Below are 17,623 nucleotides of genomic sequence, written 5' to 3' on the forward strand. Positions count from 1 at the left end.
AATGTCTCCTTTAATTAAGATACAAAGAGCGTGAAGAAATCCGTATAAAAATAGGAAACGGACGCCGTGTCGTTAAGACACAAGGACGTTTATCTTTTTTACTAGGATTTTAGCCCGTGTTCAATTACTTCTGAGTGTCCGGCTCGGCAGATTCCAGACTGTATTTATCATAAATCTTTTCCAGACTCTTGTCGGCAGACCACTTATCAAGTAATTGGTTGACGTATTTAGTCAATCCGGTGTTTGATTTTTTAGTAGCAATACCGTACTCCTGTGTGTTGAAACCTGCTTTAAGCAGCCGAGACTGCTTGCTGACATAGCCGGTCAGGATTGACTTATCAACGGAAAAAGCGTTGATACGCTTAGAGTAGAGAGAAATAGCCAGCTCCGGGAAACTTCCCAGCTGAACATACTTAAATTTTAAATGATGCTCCTTAGCATAAACCTCAAGACTGGCCTTGGTTGTTGCTCCCTGAGAAACCCCGATGGTCAGACCGTCCAGATCAGAGATTTTTTTGATTTTACTGGATTTGCGAACCAAAAAACCAATCTGGTCGTAATAGTAAGGCTTAGAAATACTGTAAGAAGCCTGACGCTCAGGAGTTATGGTATAAGTAGCAATCACCAAATCAACCTGCCCGTTGTCCATCAGCGGCTCACGTGTCTGTGTGGTAACAGGAACGAGTTCCAGTTTTACGCCCATAGATTTGGCAATCTTTCGGGCAACATCAATCTCCATCCCCTCATATTTACCGGTTTCGGCACTGTAGTAACCAAAGTTAGGCACATCTTGTTTGACACCGACTTTTAGGACACCGGCTTTTTTAATTTTCTGGACGTCCTTTGAGACTGTATCTGCAGAAGCTTTTGGAACACCTGCAAAGCTGACAAGCAGGATGAAAAGGAGGCTGATAGCAGCTATTATTCTTTTAATATTCATAGACGTTCTCCTTAAATATCCTAATCTTTAGCAGCAACACGGTCGCTGGTGTGGTGGATGACCTTGCTTAGGAATTGTTTGGCACGCGGGTCTTTGGGATCTTCAAAGAAACCTTGGACATCTGTTGTGTCTTCAAGAATCTCACCGTCAGCCATAAAGATAATACGGTCGGCAACTTCTCGGGCAAATCCCATTTCATGGGTTACCACGATCATATTCATTCCCTCCAAAGCGAGATTTTTCATGACCGCCAGAACATCACCGATTGTTTCAGGGTCAAGTGCGGATGTCGGTTCGTCAAAGAGCAGGAGCTCCGGATTCATAGCAAGTCCGCGGGCAATAGCAATCCGCTGTTTCTGACCGCCTGAGAGCATACCCGGATAAGAATCCTTGCGGTCCCACATATTAACATAAGTTAAATATTTTTCAGCAATAGCATTGGCCTTATCTTTGTCCATGCCTAATACTTTTATAGGAGCCAATGTTACATTTTCTAGCACCGTTTTGTGAGGATAGAGGTTGAAATGCTGGAATACCATGCCAACTTCTTTACGCAGCTGAACTAAATCTTTGCTAGAAGCATGAGTGACTTCATGGCCGTTAACAATGAGTTCACCAGAGTTAATCGATTCGAGGGCGTTTATGGTGCGAATCAGTGTGGACTTGCCGGAACCGGACGGTCCAAGCAGAACAACGACCTGCCCTTTTTCAATTTCTAAGTTAATGTTGCGAAGAGCGTGGTAGTCCCCATAGTATTTTTCGACGTTTTTAAAGGTAATCAGCGCCATAGTCTTCTCCTTGTTTAACATAAATTCATTGTTAGCTTTTCTAACATTGTATAAATATACTACCATATAAAATTTTACTTGTCAAATATTATCAGAAAATTCAGTAAGATAACTTTTTATAATATTTGAAATAAACTTGTTGGTTTTCATTTGTTAGTGATTTTGGTATAATCGAATGGAGATTACTTAAACAGTAAGGTTTTAGGTAAAATAAGAATGGCTTTGACGCTTGGGAGATTCTAATCAGTTTGAAATAAACGTCAGATAATTATTAAAAAGTATTCTGATTTCTGAAATTTCTTACTTATTTAATGAACCTGTTTAGAGCCATAAGTGAGGTATTCATAATGAAGAAAATTTTAATCGTTGATGATGAAAAACCAATTTCTGATATTATCAAATTTAATCTTGCAAAGGAAGGCTATGATACGATTACAGCCTTTGACGGGCGTGAAGCGCTGAGCAAGTACGAAGAGGAAAATCCGGATTTAATTATCCTTGATTTGATGCTGCCGGAATTGGACGGCCTTGAAGTTGCCAAAGAAGTCAGAAAAAGCAGCCATGTGCCGATTATCATGCTTTCGGCTAAGGACAGCGAGTTTGACAAGGTTATCGGACTTGAAATCGGTGCGGATGATTATGTAACGAAGCCTTTTTCCAATCGTGAGCTGCTGGCTCGCATCAAAGCGCATCTTCGCAGAACAGAAAATATCGAAACAGCTGTAGCTGAAGAAAATGCTTCAGGCATGCCTGAGATTGTTATCGGTGATCTGCAGATTTTGCCGGATGCTTTTGTCGCTAAAAAGCATGGCGAAGAAGTAGAGCTGACACATCGGGAGTTTGAACTCCTGCACCATCTGGCTACCCATACCGGTCAGGTGATGACCCGGGAACACTTGCTGGAAACAGTTTGGGGCTACGACTATTTTGGTGATGTCAGAACGGTTGATGTGACAGTCCGCCGCCTGCGTGAAAAAATTGAAGATACACCGAGCCGTCCGGAATATATTCTGACGAGACGCGGTGTGGGTTATTATATGAAATCATATGACTAATACGTTTGAATCAAGTCCTTTATTTTTACGAATATTATTAGCAGTTTTACTGATTCTGCTCTTTATCTATTTTGTCTTTCTCAATTACAGAGAGTATAAAAACAACAATCATATTAAGCTGTTAAATGCCAAGGTTCGCTCTTTAATTGCCGGGGATTATACCGAAAAGTTAAAGATCAAGGCCAATCCGGAGTTATCGGAGCTGGTCAGAAATGTCAATGATTTATCTGAGGTCTTTCGTTTGACTCATGAAAATCTGGCTCAGGAAAAAAACCGTCTGACCAGTATTTTGGCCTATATGACAGATGGTGTGCTGGCGACAGACCGCAGCGGAAAAATCACCATGATTAACGATATGGCTCAAAAGTATCTCAACTTGACCCGCGAACAGGCTTTGGAATACAATATTCTTGATATCTTGGATGATGGCAGCTATACTTATAATGATCTGATTACTAAAACGCCGGAGATTGTTCTGAACCGCCGCGATGAGTATGATGAATTTATTACTTTGCGGATTCGTTTCGCCTTAAATCGGCGTGAGAGCGGCTTTATTTCAGGCTTGATTGCGGTTTTGCATGACGCTACTGAGCAGGAAAAAGAAGAGCGTGAACGCCGCCTTTTTGTTTCCAATGTCAGCCATGAGCTGCGGACTCCGCTGACGTCTGTCAAGTCATATCTGGAGGCTTTGGATGACGGTGCTCTGACTGAGTCAGTCGCTCCGAGTTTCATCAAAGTGTCGCTGGATGAGACCAACCGGATGATGCGGATGATTACAGATTTGCTCAGTCTGTCGCGTATTGATAATCAGACCAGCCGTTTAGATGTTGAACTGACTAATTTTACGGCTTTTATGGATTATATTCTCGATCGTTTTGACCAAATTCAAAGCCAACAGTCTGGCGGCAAAGTTTATGAGATTGTCAGAGACTATTCTGATAGCTCTGTCTGGATTGAAATTGATACCGATAAGATGACTCAGGTGGTTGATAACATTTTAAACAATGCCATTAAATACTCACCTGACGGCGGTAAGATTACGGTCAGTATGAAGACAACCGACACACAAGTTATTATCTCCATATCCGATCAGGGCTTGGGAATTCCTAAGAAGGATCTTCCCCTTATTTTTGATCGTTTTTATCGGGTTGATAAGGCGAGAAGCCGGGCACAGGGCGGCAGTGGGCTGGGACTTGCGATTGCCAAAGAAATTATTAAACAGCACAAGGGCTTTATTTGGGCCAACAGCGAAGAAGGCAAGGGCTCAACTTTTACCATTGTTCTGCCTTATGAAAGTGATAACGGTACAATTGATGAATGGGAGGAAGATGAAGACGACTCATGACAGAAACAGGTTTTAAATACAGTATTCTGGCTTCCGGCTCGAGCGGCAATAGTTTTTATCTTGAAACTCCCCAGAAAAAAATTTTGGTTGATGCGGGGCTGTCAGGGAAAAAGATCAGTCAGCTGATGGCGGGCATTGACCGCAAATTAGATGATGTTGATGCCATTTTGATTACACATGAGCACAAGGATCATATTCATGGTGTCGGTGTTTTGGCCAGAAAATACGGCTTGGATATTTATGCCAATGAAGAAACCTGGCAGGCCATGGATGGCTTGATCGGAAAGGTTGATACCAGCCAAAAGCATATTTTTGGCATGGGAAAAACGCTGACCTTTGGCGATATTGATATTGAGAGCTTTGGTGTCAGCCATGATGCGGTTAAACCGCAGTTTTACCGTTTTATGAAAGACGGAAAAAGTTTTGTCATGCTGACAGACACCGGCTATGTCAGTGACCGAATGGCAGGTCTTATTGAGAATGCTGACGGCTATCTGATTGAGTCCAATCATGATATTGAAATTTTGCGCTCAGGCGCTTATCCCTGGCGGCTGAAGCAGCGCATTTTGTCGGATAAAGGGCATCTTTCAAACGATGACGGTGCAGAAACCATGATTAGAACGCTGGGCAATAAAACCAAGAAAATCTATCTGGGCCACCTCAGTAAGGAAAATAATATTAAGGAACTGGCTCACATGACCATGAAAAATACGCTTATGCAGGCAGATTTAGCTGTGGATCATGATTTTAAGATTTATGATACCTCGCCTGACACGCCTTCGCCTCTGACAAGGATTTAAAAGACGTCTTATGAAAAGTTTATTTTATTTAATTGCAGGCTGTATGAGTTTTGCGACAGGTTTGATTGGCATGGTGCTCCCTGTCATTCCGACAACACCTCTTTTGCTCTTAGCCGGCTTTTGCTTTGCCAGAAGCTCCAAACGGTTTGAAAAATGGCTGCGCTCCAGTAAAATTTATCAATTCTATGTGGCTGATTATGCAGAAAGTAAAAGTATTTCTGCCAGCCGTAAGAAAAAGATCATCCTGCAGATTTACCTTTTAATGGGGATTTCCATTTATTTTGCCCCTCTCATGTGGGTGAAAGCAGGCCTCTTTTGTTTAACCTTATTTATCACCTACTATCTTTTCAGGGTCATTCCTGATAAGGAAGAATAAAGAAGGAAGATTACTCAGAATTAGCCGTTCTGAGTAATTTTTGCTATAATAGAATGGTCTGACGGCAAGAAGAGAAAGGAATTATATGAAAGCACTGGAAAAAAAGTTAGCAAACGATTTTAATATTGTCTTTGCTGATAAGGAACTGCTGGGAACTGCCTTTACGCATACCAGCTACGCTAACGAACACCGCCTCCTAAACATTTCACACAATGAACGCTTGGAATTTTTAGGAGACGCCGTTCTGCAACTGACGATTTCACGCTATCTGTTCGACAAATATCCTCACAAAGCTGAAGGAGATTTATCAAAAATGCGTTCAATGATTGTCCGTGAGGAAAGTCTGGCCGGTTTTTCCCGAGACTGTGAATTTGATCGCTACATCAAATTGGGCAGGGGGGAAGAAAAATCAGGCGGCCGTAAGCGCGATACCATCTTAGGTGATTTATTCGAAGCCTTTTTGGGTGCACTTTTATTGGATGCAGGCATTGAAGCTGTTGAGGCTTTCCTCAATCAGGTAGTCATTCCGCAGGTTGAAAACGGCAATTATGAGCGTGTTACCGATTATAAGACAGCCTTGCAGGAACTTTTGCAGGTAGATGGTGATGTTTTCATTGATTATGAAGTCTTAAAAGAATCAGGACCGGCTCATGCCAAGTATTTCGAGGTTGCTGTTGCTGCCAATCATGAACGACTGAGCAGCGGAGCAGGACGCTCCAAAAAATTAGCAGAACAAGAAGCTGCCAAAAATGCGCTTGAAAAACTTCAACGAGGTTCCTAATGTTTTTAAAAGAAATTGAAATGCAGGGATTCAAGTCCTTTGCTGACAAGACCAAGGTTGAATTTGACAGAGGTGTAACGGCCGTTGTCGGCCCTAATGGTTCCGGCAAAAGCAATATTACCGAAAGTCTGCGCTGGGCTTTGGGGGAGTCAAGTGCCAAAAGCCTGCGCGGCGGTAAAATGCCTGATGTTATTTTTGCCGGGACTGAAAACCGCAAGCCTCTCAACTATGCCCAAGTAACGGTTGTCTTAGACAACAGCGATGCCTTTATCAAGAACGCTCAGGAAGAAATTCGGGTGGAGCGTCATATTTACCGCAACGGAGACAGTGATTATCTGATTGACGGCAAAAAGGTCCGTCTGCGTGATATTCATGATTTATTTATGGATACCGGCTTAGGCCGGGATTCTTTTTCAATTATTTCGCAAGGACGGGTTGAAGAGATCTTCAACAGTAAGCCTGAAGAACGCCGCGCTATTTTTGAAGAGGCGGCCGGTGTTTTAAAATACAAAACACGTAAAAAGGAAACCGAGTCAAAGCTCAATCAGACTCAGGACAATTTAGACCGTCTGGATGATATTATTTATGAGCTGGAAACACAGATTAAACCGCTGGAGAAACAGGCTAAAACGGCCAAGGAATTTTTAGTTTTAGAAGCAGAGCGCAAGGAAAAGCAGCTGGATTTGCTGGTTTACCAGATCTTAACCCATAAGGAGCAGCTGGATGACCACCAAGGGCGTTTGGAAACGGTCAAACAAAATCTTCAGACCTATTACCAAGAGCGTGAGCAGCTGGAGGCGAGAAACCAGCAGCTAAAAGGCAAACGCCACAATTTATCTCAGCAGATTGACCAAAAACAGGCTGAGCTGCTTGACGTAACGCGCCTTATCAGTGATTATGAGCGCCAAATTGAGCTGATTAAGCTCGAATCCAGCCAGAAGGCAGAAAAGAAGCAGTCCACTCAGGAACGCCTGTCTCAGCTATCCAAGCAAAAAGATACTCTTAAAACGGAGATTGCTGAGAAGGAGCGCGCCTTAGCTGATTTAGAAGCGAAAGGTCAGCAAAAGAAACAGGCTATTGAGGACTTAGAAGCTGAATTGTCGCGTTTTTCAGCGGATCCTGATCAGATGATTGAAAATCTGCGCGAAGATTTTGTCAAGCTTATGCAGGAAGAAGCAGATATATCCAATCAGCTGACTATCTTAAAAACTGAAATTGAAAATCAAAAGCAGGAATCAGAAAATAAAACGGCTGAGCTCAAGCAGCTAAAAGCAGACTTGGATAAGACAAATCAGCTGGCAGAAAAAGAGGCAGAGGCGCTAAAAACCGCTAAAAACAAGGTTCAACAGCTGCTGGCAGATTATCAAGAAAAAGCACTGCTCATCCAAAATATAGAAGCTGAGTACAATAAGCAGCAGGATTTGATGTTTACCCTGTTGGATGAACTGAAAGAAAAAAGAGCCCGAAAGAACAGTTTAGAATCTATTCTGAAGAGCCACAGCAATTTCTATGCGGGAGTCAGGTCAGTTTTGCAGCAGTCAGACCACCTTCAAGGTATTATCGGTGCTGTCAGTGAACACCTGACCTTTGATAAGAAATATCAGACCGCGCTTGAAATCGCTCTGGGGGGCAGCAGCCAAAACATTATTGTTGAAGATGAAGCAGCTGCTAAGCGCTCTATCGACTTCTTGAAGAAAAACCGTCAGGGCCGTGCGACTTTTTTGCCGCTGACAACGATTAAACCGCGGCGTTTATCTGAGCAAAATCAAGCCATTTTGACATCCAGTCAGGGTTTTCTTGGTTTAGCCCGTGACTTGGTGAGTTTTGATGAGCGTCTGGCCGGTATTTTTGCAAACTTATTGGGAGTTACGGCTGTTTTTGACAGTGTCGATCATGGTAATCAGGCTGCCCGAAAGCTGCGCTATCAAGTACGTTTGGTGACCCTTGACGGAACAGAAATTCGTCCGGGAGGTTCTTTTTCAGGAGGGGCCAGCCGACAAAACAACAGCACCTTTATTAAGCCGGAATTGGACAGTCTGACAAAAGACTTGGCGGTCTTAGAAGACAGACAAAGCGGACAGGAAAAAAAGGTCAGTCAGCTTAAGCAGGATTTGGATAAACAAAGTGCCGATCTTTTGGAGCTCCGAGAAGAAGGCAGTAAGGCCAGATTTTCTGAACAAAAGGCCGATTTGGAATACCAGCAGCTAAAAGCCCGCTTAGAGGAACAAAGTCTCCTCTACCAACAGCTGACGAAGGCTGACAGGCTGGATTCTGCACTCAATTTAGAAAAAGAAAAAGAAGAGCTGGAGACAAAGCTTCAAAAAATAGCCGCAAACAAGGAAAAGCTCAGTCAGGAAATCGATCAGTTCAAGGAAGACAAAGACAGCATTCAGCAAAAGACTGCTGACCTTAATCAGCAATTATCTGCACTGCGTCTGTCCGAACGCGATTTAGCTAATACACAGAGATTTGAAAAAAGCAATTTAAACCGCCTGCTTGCGGAATTGTCTGAATTAGAAAAAAATGAAGCCGGCATGACTCAGCTTCTCACGAGTCAGGAAGAAGATCTGGATGAACAGCGCCTGCCAAGGCTCAAAGAGCAGCTGGCAGACGGTCAGGCTAAAAAAGAAGACAGTGAAAAAGCTTTGGTTCGTTATCGTTTTGAATTGGAAGACTGTGAAGCACAGCTGGAAGAAATTGAAACAGGCCTGCTGAAAGCCAATCAAAAAAATGAAGAGCTCATCCGCAGCCAAACTCAGCTGGAAGCTAAAATTGATCAGATATCCGATCAGCTGCGCCGCTTTGCGGGCAGCTTAGCCGAAGATTATCAGCTGAGTTTAGAGGAGGCGAAAAAAGAGGTTCAGACGGTAGACAATCCTGAAGCTGCCAAGGCTCATCTGAGACAGTTGGAAAAACAAATCAAACAGCTGGGTCCGGTTAATCTGGACGCTATTGAGCAGTATGAAGACGTTTCCGAGCGCCTGAACTTTTTGAATGGGCAAAAGGATGATTTGGTTCGCGCCAAAGAACTTTTACTGAGCACGATTCATGATATGGATAATGAGGTGAAGGCGCGCTTTAAGACGACTTTTGAAGCGATTCGGGAAAGCTTTAAGACAACCTTTACGCAGATGTTTGGCGGCGGAAGTGCTGATTTGCTCCTGACTGACGGCGATTTGCTGACAGCCGGTATTGATATTTCGGTGCAGCCGCCGGGCAAGAAAATTCAATCGCTCAATCTGATGTCAGGGGGTGAAAAAGCCCTGTCAGCCTTAGCGCTTTTGTTTGCCATTATCCGCGTGAAGACCATTCCTTTTGTTATCTTGGACGAGGTTGAAGCGGCTCTTGATGAAGCCAATGTCAAACGCTTCGGCGATTATCTCAATCGCTTTGACAAATCCAGCCAGTTCATCGTTGTTACTCACCGCAAGGGAACTATGTCTGCGGCTGACAGCATCTATGGGGTGACCATGCAGGAATCGGGCGTTTCAAAGATTGTCTCGGTTAAACTTAAAGACGTTGATACTGTTTCTTAAGCAGGACCATGGATTTTTTGCTGAAGGAGCGTAGCTGATTTTTGTTCTTTGCTGAGCAATAATTTTAAGGCGGCTATTGTGAAAGTCTTTGAAATTTGATAAAATGATAACAATTGAATAAAAAAGTCTATGAGATTAGTAACTTTATGGCAGTCTGACAGGGAATGCGAGCCGTGACTGGAAGCTCGCTGGATGAAAGTTTAGTGAATTCACTCAGGCATAAAGACTTAACAATTAAGGTCTGGCAATCTGCCGGATAAAAAACGGATGGTACCGCGTGTCAACGCTCCGATGTGAGTGGGGACAGGCGGTTTTTTAATGGACCGCCATTAAAACTGCTTCCATTGCGGAAAAATCCGCTAGCAGGCTCAGACCGCTTATTTAGACCTTAATATGGAGGAAGTATGGATTTACAAGAACAATTAGAAGAATTACGAACGAGCACACAGGCGCAGCTGCAGGCCATGAAGGCTGAAAATGCTAAGGAACTGCAGGAGCTGCGCGTTAAGGTTCTGGGGAAAAAAGGTTCCCTGACCGAGCTTTTAAAGGGACTGAAAGATCTGCCCAATGAACTGCGTCCGGTTGTTGGCAAACAAGTCAATGAAGTTCGCGACGTCCTGACCAAGGCCTTTGAAGAGCAGGGCCGAATCCTTGAACAAGCCCAGATTCAAGCCCAGTTAGAGTCGGAGTCTTTGGATGTTACCTTACCAGGGCGTCAGATTTCGATTGGAAACAGGCATGTGCTCAATCAGACCAGCCAAGAGATTGAAGATATTTTCTTAGGTATGGGTTATCAGGTTGTTGATGGGCTTGAAGTGGAGCAGGACTATTATAACTTTGAACGGATGAATCTGCCTAAAGACCATCCGGCGCGTGATATGCAGGATACTTTTTATATTTCTGAGGACATCCTGCTTCGGACACACACCAGTCCTGTGCAGGCTCGCACTCTGGATAAACATGATTTTTCAAAGGGTCCGCTCAAGATGATTTCACCGGGGCGTGTCTTCCGCCGCGATACTGATGATGCGACTCATTCGCATCAGTTTCATCAGATTGAAGGCCTGGTTGTCGGGAAAAATATTTCTATGGGCGACCTTAAGGGAACGCTTGAGCTGATCAGTAAAAAGATGTTTGGTGAGGATCGCAGCATTCGCCTGCGTCCGTCTTACTTCCCATTTACAGAACCTTCTGTTGAAGTAGATGTTTCCTGCTTTAAGTGCGGGGGCAAAGGCTGCAATGTCTGCAAGAAAACCGGCTGGATTGAAATTCTTGGTGCCGGTATGGTCCATCCGAGAGTCTTGGAGATGGCAGGCGTAGACTCGGAAGAATACTCGGGCTTTGCCTTTGGTCTCGGTCAGGAGCGGATTGCTATGCTGCGCTACGGTATCAATGATATCCGCAGTTTCTATCAAGGCGACAGCCGGTTTACGGAGCAGTTTAAATGATAAGGATTGAACCTATTTTATTAGAAGAAGTTGAGACTTTAAGAGAGCTTGCCATAAAAACGTTTCGTGAAACCTTTGAGCACGATAATACGGAAGAGCAGCTGCAGGCACTTTTTGATTCGGATTTTTCACCTGCTGTTTTGTCAAAAGAATTAGCAAATCCGGAATCGCAGCATTACTTTCTGAAAGTTGATCAGGATATTGCTGGTTTTATCAAGCTAAATCAAGGGTCAGCCCAGACAGAACAGAGGCTTGATAATGCTATTGAAATTCAGCGGGTCTATATTCTCAAAGCTTTTCAGGGACAGGGCTTAGGCAAAAGATTGTTTGAGTTTGCTCTTGAGAAGGCCCATGCCTCAGGCTGTGACTGGGCTTGGCTGGGCGTTTGGGAGTATAATTTTAAGGCGCAGGCCTTATACAAGAAATACGGTTTTGAGCGTTTCAGCCAGCACAGCTTTATGGTCGGCGATAAGACTGACACAGACTGGCTGATGAAAAAAAGCCTGAAACAAGCATGAGTCTGTCATTAAGATGTTTAAACAAAAAAGGAAGGAAGCAAAAAGCCTCTTGCGGGAAGTTCAGATGTTAAGAGCGTTTCGGCTTAAGATGACATCTGTTTTTATCAGTAAAGATGAACTGTGTTCGCCTTTTAATAAGGCAGGAGGTTTTTAACGTTTTAATTATGTTAGTAAGTTACAAGTGGCTAAAAAAATTAGTTGACATTGATGTTCCCAGTCAGGAACTGGCTGAGAAAATGTCAACAACAGGTATTGAAGTTGAAGGAGTTGAAGTGCCGGCACAAGGCCTTTCTAAGCTTGTTGTCGGTCATGTGCTTTCCTGTGAGAAAGTTCCCGAAACCCATCTGCACCTTTGTCAGGTAGATACCGGCGATGAGGAACCCAGACAGATTGTTTGCGGTGCTCCCAATATCAAGTCTGGTATCAAGGTAATCGTAGCACTTCCAGGAGCGCGCATTGCGGATAATTATAAAATCAAAAAAGGCAAAATCCGCGGGATGGAGTCTCTGGGCATGATCTGTTCTCTCCAAGAGCTGGGACTGCCTGATTCCATTATTCCTAAGGAATTTGCGGACGGTATTCAAATTTTGCCGGACGAGGCTGCAGTTGGAGACAGTATTTTCCCTTATCTTGATTTGGATGATGAAATTATTGAGCTGTCAATTACGCCTAACAGAGCGGATGCTCTGTCCATGCGCGGTGTTGCCCATGAAGTGGCTGCCATCTATGATAAAGCCGTTCATTTTGAAGAGAAAACACTGCATGAAAGCGAGAAAAAAGCAGTGGATCGTATCAAGGTTGCGATCGAATCTGATGGTGTTTTGACCTATAAGGCCCGTGTTCTTGAAAATGTTACGATCAAGCCAAGTCCTCAGTGGCTGCAAAATGTATTGATGAATGCCGGTATCCGTCCAATTAATAATGTTGTTGATGTGACCAATTATGTCTTGCTGTATTTTGGTCAGCCCATGCATGCATTTGATCTGGATAAGTTTGAGGCTGATACGATTACTGCCCGTCAGGCACGTGAGGGTGAAACATTGGTGACCCTTGACGGTGAAGAACGTGAGTTAATTGATGAAGACCTTGTTATCACTGTAGCAGACAAGCCGGTTGCTCTGGCAGGTGTCATGGGCGGTGCCTCAACTGAAATTGATGCCGCCTCTAAAAATGTGGTTCTTGAGGCTGCTGTCTTTGACGGCAAGGCTGTCCGCAAGACCAGCAGCCGCCTGAATTTGCGCTCTGAGAGTTCATCGCGGTTTGAAAAAGGTGTTAATTACAGTGATGTCGCTAAGGCTCTTGATTTTGCGGCTGCTATGATTGCTGAATTAGCTGATGCCCAAGTTCTGTCCGGTCAAGTGAGCGCAGGTTCAGTCCCAACAGACGATGTTGAAGTGTCGACAACTCTTGATTATGTTAATGTTCGTTTGGGAACAGATTTAACTTTTTCTGATATTGAAACCATTTTTGCCCGCCTTGGCTTCGGCCTTACCGGCAGTGAAACAGCTTTTAGCGTTTCGGTTCCGCGCCGCCGCTGGGACATCAGCATTCAGGCAGATTTGGTTGAGGAAATTGCTCGGATTTACGGCTATGATAAATTGCCGACAACACTGCCAAAAGCTGACGGAACAGTTGGGGAATTGACTCAGGCACAAAAACTCCGCCGCAAGGTAAGAAGCCTAGCAGAGAGTGCCGGACTGTCAGAAATTATTTCTTATGCCCTGACAACGCCGGAAAAAGCGGTAGCTTTCACACCCGCTCCGACTAAACTGACAGAGCTGCTCTGGCCAATGACAGTTGAGCGTTCGGCTCTGCGTCAAAATATAGTCTCCGGCATGCTTGATACCATTGCCTATAATACAGCCCGTAAGAGCAGCAATCTTGCTCTCTATGAGATTGGCAAAGTATTTGAACAGAAAGCTGATCCTAAAAAGGATCTGCCTAAAGAAGTTGACACCTTTGCCATGGCTCTGACAGGTTTGACTGCGGCAAAAGATTTTCAGACACAAGCGACTCCAGTTGATTTCTTTTATGCTAAGGGTATTGTTGAAGCGATTTTGGCCAAACTTGATCTCAGTGTCCAATTTACGGCGGCAAAAGACATGGCTAATATGCATCCGGGGCGCACAGCCTTGATTGAACTTGACGGCCAAGTCATCGGCTATATGGGGCAAGTTCACCCGCAGACTGCTAAGGATTATAATATCCCTGAAACCTATGTGGCAGAGCTGAACCTGACTGCTTTAGAGGCGGCTCTGAAGTCAGATACGGTCTTTGAAGACATCAGCAAATTCCCAGCGGTTTCCCGTGACATTGCCTTATTGCTGGATGAAGCTGTCAGCCATCAGGAAATTTTGGATGCCATCGCTGCAAGCGGCGTAAAACGCTTGATCAGGGTAAAACTCTTTGATGTGTACGCTGGCATCAATCTTGGACAGGGTAAAAAATCCATGGCTTACAGCTTGACCTTCCAAAACCCAAATGACAGTTTAACAGATGAAGAAGTTGCCAGCTATATGGATAAAATCACTAAATCGCTGACTGAACGTCTTGGAGCAGAAGTACGCTAAAGTAAACTAACTGATGCTGATAATGAAAAAAGGGTGGAGAAGGACCTGTAACATTGTGGTTCTTCTCCACCCTTTATCATGTTTCATCTCGCTTGTAAGGACTAAGGGTTAGTCTTTCTTATTTTTCTTAATAAAGAGGCCTGCCAAAGCGACGAAAGTGCAGCCGAATAAACTGTATAAAATACTGCTGGATGAGCTTGTATGCGGCAAAGCTGCTTTGTTTGCTGCCTGCAAACCACTGGTATCAGCCTTGTCTGCTGATTTCAAGGATGTGCTGATGCTTACAGGTTTGGCCGCAGCGGCTTGAGTTTGCGCGTAAGCCTTGGCTGCCAGATTGTAGATGTCTTGCTGTCTGTCTTGAGCAAGAGAGATGGTAACAGCCGGCTCAGCAGCTGACGGAGCGGGAACTTTAGGCTCCATGTAGGTGTAGCGATATTCTCCGAAACCTTGAGAAGCTGACGAGCCGACATAGGAAATATCAGCATGGTCTGCTAGGTATTTGCGGGCATTCTCAGACGAGAGGAAACGAATATCTAAGCCTTTAATGCTGTCTGTAAATGACCAGTTGTTATCGGCTGATGGATTGATGGTTTTTTCAGAGACAATATAATCTATGATAACCTGCCGGTTTTCCAGATTGAGCAGACGCGTTTCTGCAGCATCTCTGACACCGGGGAAATTGCCTGTTGCCCGGTAGTTATTGCTGATGACGATAAAGGTTTGGTTAGGATCGATAGGCTGCCCTTTATACTTAAGATTGCGAACACGGCTGGCAGCAGGATTAACCAGCTTACCCTCCTCATCATATTTGTTAGGCTGCGTGACATCAAATTGATAGGTCAGCCCGTCGATCACGTCAAAGTTATAGGAGCGGTAATTACTGTTAATCAGCTGCTGCGGTTCGCTCTTATTAGGATCGATTTGGTTAAATTGTCCGGCAGACATTTCCAGCCACTCCTTAATCTGAGCCCCTGTCAGCTTAATAATAGCAGTGACATTATCGTAGAGGTAGAGATCGGCAACGTTTTTAATCGCAAGTGCCCCGGCTGGAATATCGGTATAGTAGCTTGCATCTCCGCGGGTCCCTGCTTTAAATGGCGCAGCGGCTGAGAGGATAGGAAGGTTGGCATCAAGAGTGCCGGCTAATTCTTTCTTACCGTACCAGAGCTGTGCATTATTGACAATTTGAATGGACGGATCATCGACTACCTGAGCGAAATAACTGTTGATTGGCGCTGTTGTTTGACCAACCTTTTGACGGACATAGTCTATAGTGCCTTGGTGTTCTTCTTTGACCATGTCAATCAGCTCTTGATCAGCAATAGGCGAGGCCGTGTCAATTTTGCGGAGCTTAGACTTGCTGTTTGTTACCTGCCACTTGCCTTCTGTGTAAGTGAGGGTCAAATCCATAATGCCAAGGTGGTCGCCAAATTTCCCAGCCATGACCACTGGTTTGCCGTTAATGAGGCCGTTGATATCATCAACGCCGCTGTATTTAGCATAAAAGCTTGTTCCGTCACCATTAGGGAAATCAGCGTGCGAATGTCCGGTAGCAACAGCGTCAACACCATCGATACCCGCAAGGAAATAGCCTTCATTTTCTTCGCCGTTTTCGTACTGATCATCACCAATACCTGAATGCGCCAGAACCAAAACGATATCAGCGCCAGCGTCTTTCATGCTTGGAACAATGGCTCTAACGGCTTCAACTGGGTCATCAACAGTCACCTTGCCTTCCAGATTGGCCTTATCCCAGACCAGAATCTGCCTTGGCAGAACACCTGTAATACCGACTCTGACGGTTGTTTGCCTGCCTGCTGTATCTGTAAAGACTTTGCTGAGAATGATATAAGGCTGGAAATAATACTGGCCTGTGCGGGCATCGCGGACATTGGCATTGATGATGGGAACATCTGACGTATTGACCATGCGGTTAAGAAAATCAAGCCCGTAGTTAAACTCGTGATTGCCCAGCGTTTCAGCATCGTAGCCCAGTTTTTCAAAGGCTTCATACATGGGATGGGTTTGCCCTTCCTTAACCGGATTAATGAGCGCCTTGTAGGTACCAAAGGGAGTTCCCTGGATGGTATCTCCGCTGTCAACGAGGACGATGTTGCTGTTTTCTTGCCGGGCTTCTTCAATGAGTATGGCTGTCTTAGCAAGTCCGACCGTCTGAGAGACTTTGTCTTGATAATAGTCGTAGTTGACCAGATTGGTGTGGAGGTCAGTTGTTGAGAGAATGCGCATGTCTACGGTTTGGCCGTCAACCGGATCAGGTGTCTTGACAGCTTCTTTGACCGGAGCGGCTGCTGTAACCGGTGAAGTCATTTTAGGCGCAGGAGGAGCAGCTTCATTTGTCACGGTTTCTGCGCTGCTTTCGGCAGAAGGAAGAGGTTCGGCCGCAGCAGTTTGAGCCGTTTGAGCTTGCACAGGAGCTGAGCCAGTCTGCTCAGCAACACTCTCAGGAGTTTCCGGAGTAGTCGCAGCTGTGTCTTTGGAATTATCTGTTACAGCTGTATTGCTGTTTACTGCTGGCGCAGCACTGAGATCATTAGCAGCAGGTGTTTCATCTGCCTGAACCATAAGGCCTGCACTGCCGGCCGCAGCAAAAAGAGAAAGCACTAAGACGCTCTTGGACAAATAATGTTTCGACATAGTAATCTCCTTTATTGAAAAAATATCCTTTGCTTTTTATTATACAAAAAGAAAGCCCTTTCAGTAAGGTGAAAAAAAGAAAAATACTGCAAAAAGTAAGTAAAAACCAGATTTTTGTTCATATTTTAGGAAGTGATTCATTTTTGAAGAAGAGATACAGCAAAAAGACTGCACTCACAACTAGCAGTCTTTCGTCATGCTGAGCCTGTGCTTTCACAGCTGTCAGTATCAATTCTCAATTTTTTAGAATCAGTTTAATAAATGCCGAAAATATGATCTATCTTGGTAATCATGGAAGCGATCTCTTCCGGTGATTCGCGGACGCCGTTTCTTATCCAGAGAACAACAATGCTCTCAATAGCCGCACACAGACTGCTGACAGCATAAGCTTCAGGCAGCTGCATGCTGTCCTTAATTTTTTTGACAGAAGACGGCTTGCTCTCAATAACCTGTTCCAAAAAATGGCGAACCTTCTTGGGAAAATCAATAAAAGACAGGTGGGAAACAATTTTGAAGAAACCTTCATAATCTTCTTTGACATGATACAGAGCTTTGGTGATGGATTCTTGGTCGGCGAAACTGTTGTTGGTGAAAATAGCAGCGAAACGGTGGGTGACCTCCTGAGCGATGGAATTTGTCAGATCGTTTTTATCTAAGTAATGCAGGTAAAAAGTACCGCGGTTAATGCCGGCCAAATCTGTAATGTCACTGATGGTAATTTCAGTTAAACTTTTTTTCTCAAGCAGGGTAATAAAAGCTGCTTTTATTTTTTCTTCACTTTGCGTTTGGCGCGCTTGGCTCATGTGATGAC

13 protein-coding genes are annotated in these 17,623 nt (G+C 44.4%); 9 read left to right on the forward strand and 4 right to left on the reverse strand.

The window, feature by feature from the left end; genetic code table 11:
• Positions 1-124 precede the first annotated feature (124 nt).
• Positions 125-940 (reverse strand): transporter substrate-binding domain-containing protein, encoded by an 816-nt coding sequence (locus tag AC4HAF_RS03070; protein ID WP_491091357.1) that lies wholly within the window; start codon positions 938-940, stop codon positions 125-127.
• A gap of 20 nt (positions 941-960) precedes the next feature.
• Entirely contained in the window at positions 961-1,728 is a 768-nt protein-coding gene (locus AC4HAF_RS03075; protein WP_491091356.1) for an amino acid ABC transporter ATP-binding protein, read from the reverse strand.
• Between the two features lie 347 nt (positions 1,729-2,075).
• Here AC4HAF_RS03075 and yycF point away from each other — a divergent pair, with 347 nt between their 5' ends.
• From yycF to pheT, 9 genes are all read left to right on the forward strand, one after another.
• A complete protein-coding gene (gene yycF / locus AC4HAF_RS03080; protein ID WP_027975693.1) occupies positions 2,076-2,783 on the forward strand; it encodes a response regulator YycF in 708 nt (235 codons plus the stop codon).
• Positions 2,776-4,128, forward strand: coding sequence for a cell wall metabolism sensor histidine kinase VicK (gene vicK, locus AC4HAF_RS03085; protein WP_491096617.1), 1,353 nt, complete (start codon positions 2,776-2,778; stop codon positions 4,126-4,128). Before yycF ends, vicK begins: the two co-directional genes overlap by 8 nt.
• Positions 4,125-4,928 (forward strand): MBL fold metallo-hydrolase, encoded by an 804-nt coding sequence (locus AC4HAF_RS03090; protein ID WP_491096619.1) that lies wholly within the window; start codon positions 4,125-4,127, stop codon positions 4,926-4,928. The genes vicK and AC4HAF_RS03090 overlap by 4 nt, the downstream gene beginning before the upstream one ends.
• Positions 4,929-4,938: 10 nt before the next feature.
• Complete coding sequence (locus AC4HAF_RS03095; protein WP_491096620.1) at positions 4,939-5,304, forward strand: YbaN family protein; 366 nt, start codon at positions 4,939-4,941, stop codon at positions 5,302-5,304.
• A gap of 85 nt (positions 5,305-5,389) precedes the next feature.
• Complete coding sequence (gene rnc, locus AC4HAF_RS03100; protein WP_491096621.1) at positions 5,390-6,085, forward strand: ribonuclease III; 696 nt, start codon at positions 5,390-5,392, stop codon at positions 6,083-6,085.
• Positions 6,085-9,621 (forward strand): chromosome segregation protein SMC, encoded by a 3,537-nt coding sequence (gene smc / locus AC4HAF_RS03105; RefSeq protein ID WP_491096622.1) that lies wholly within the window; start codon positions 6,085-6,087, stop codon positions 9,619-9,621. The genes rnc and smc overlap by 1 nt, the downstream gene beginning before the upstream one ends.
• 404 nt (positions 9,622-10,025) lie before the next feature.
• Entirely contained in the window at positions 10,026-11,069 is a 1,044-nt protein-coding gene (pheS, locus tag AC4HAF_RS03110) for a phenylalanine--tRNA ligase subunit alpha (protein ID WP_491096623.1), read from the forward strand.
• Positions 11,066-11,587, forward strand: a complete 522-nt coding sequence (locus AC4HAF_RS03115) for a GNAT family N-acetyltransferase (RefSeq protein ID WP_491096624.1) — start codon at positions 11,066-11,068, stop codon at positions 11,585-11,587. Before pheS ends, AC4HAF_RS03115 begins: the two co-directional genes overlap by 4 nt.
• Positions 11,588-11,751: 164 nt before the next feature.
• Entirely contained in the window at positions 11,752-14,157 is a 2,406-nt protein-coding gene (gene pheT / locus AC4HAF_RS03120; RefSeq protein WP_491096625.1) for a phenylalanine--tRNA ligase subunit beta, read from the forward strand.
• Between the two features lie 108 nt (positions 14,158-14,265).
• Here the strand turns inward: pheT and AC4HAF_RS03125 are convergent, their stop codons facing one another.
• Positions 14,266-16,812, reverse strand: coding sequence for a bifunctional 2',3'-cyclic-nucleotide 2'-phosphodiesterase/3'-nucleotidase (locus AC4HAF_RS03125; protein WP_491096626.1), 2,547 nt, complete (start codon positions 16,810-16,812; stop codon positions 14,266-14,268).
• A 254-nt stretch (positions 16,813-17,066) separates the two neighbouring features.
• Positions 17,067-17,615: a TetR/AcrR family transcriptional regulator gene (locus AC4HAF_RS03130; RefSeq protein ID WP_491096627.1), complete on the reverse strand. Its 549-nt coding sequence runs from the start codon at positions 17,613-17,615 to the stop codon at positions 17,067-17,069.
• Between the last annotated feature and the right edge of the window lie 8 nt (positions 17,616-17,623).

This window comes from Streptococcus sp. ELY_90 (assembly GCF_058314475.1).

What these genes read in the sequence shown, in the direction of transcription:
- AC4HAF_RS03130 (WP_491096627.1), bottom strand. Translation starts at nt 17,615, where the DNA reads ATGAGCCAAGCGCGCCAAACGCAAAGTGAAGAAAAAATAAAAGCAGCT.
- AC4HAF_RS03115 (WP_491096624.1), top strand. Translation starts at nt 11,066, where the DNA reads ATGATAAGGATTGAACCTATTTTATTAGAAGAAGTTGAGACTTTAAGA.
- AC4HAF_RS03125 (WP_491096626.1), bottom strand. Translation starts at nt 16,812, where the DNA reads ATGTCGAAACATTATTTGTCCAAGAGCGTCTTAGTGCTTTCTCTTTTT.
- AC4HAF_RS03075 (WP_491091356.1), bottom strand. Translation starts at nt 1,728, where the DNA reads ATGGCGCTGATTACCTTTAAAAACGTCGAAAAATACTATGGGGACTAC.
- AC4HAF_RS03095 (WP_491096620.1), top strand. Translation starts at nt 4,939, where the DNA reads ATGAAAAGTTTATTTTATTTAATTGCAGGCTGTATGAGTTTTGCGACA.
- yycF (WP_027975693.1), top strand. Translation starts at nt 2,076, where the DNA reads ATGAAGAAAATTTTAATCGTTGATGATGAAAAACCAATTTCTGATATT.
- rnc (WP_491096621.1), top strand. Translation starts at nt 5,390, where the DNA reads ATGAAAGCACTGGAAAAAAAGTTAGCAAACGATTTTAATATTGTCTTT.
- pheT (WP_491096625.1), top strand. Translation starts at nt 11,752, where the DNA reads ATGTTAGTAAGTTACAAGTGGCTAAAAAAATTAGTTGACATTGATGTT.
- pheS (WP_491096623.1), top strand. Translation starts at nt 10,026, where the DNA reads ATGGATTTACAAGAACAATTAGAAGAATTACGAACGAGCACACAGGCG.
- AC4HAF_RS03070 (WP_491091357.1), bottom strand. Translation starts at nt 940, where the DNA reads ATGAATATTAAAAGAATAATAGCTGCTATCAGCCTCCTTTTCATCCTG.
- AC4HAF_RS03090 (WP_491096619.1), top strand. Translation starts at nt 4,125, where the DNA reads ATGACAGAAACAGGTTTTAAATACAGTATTCTGGCTTCCGGCTCGAGC.
- smc (WP_491096622.1), top strand. Translation starts at nt 6,085, where the DNA reads ATGTTTTTAAAAGAAATTGAAATGCAGGGATTCAAGTCCTTTGCTGAC.
- vicK (WP_491096617.1), top strand. Translation starts at nt 2,776, where the DNA reads ATGACTAATACGTTTGAATCAAGTCCTTTATTTTTACGAATATTATTA.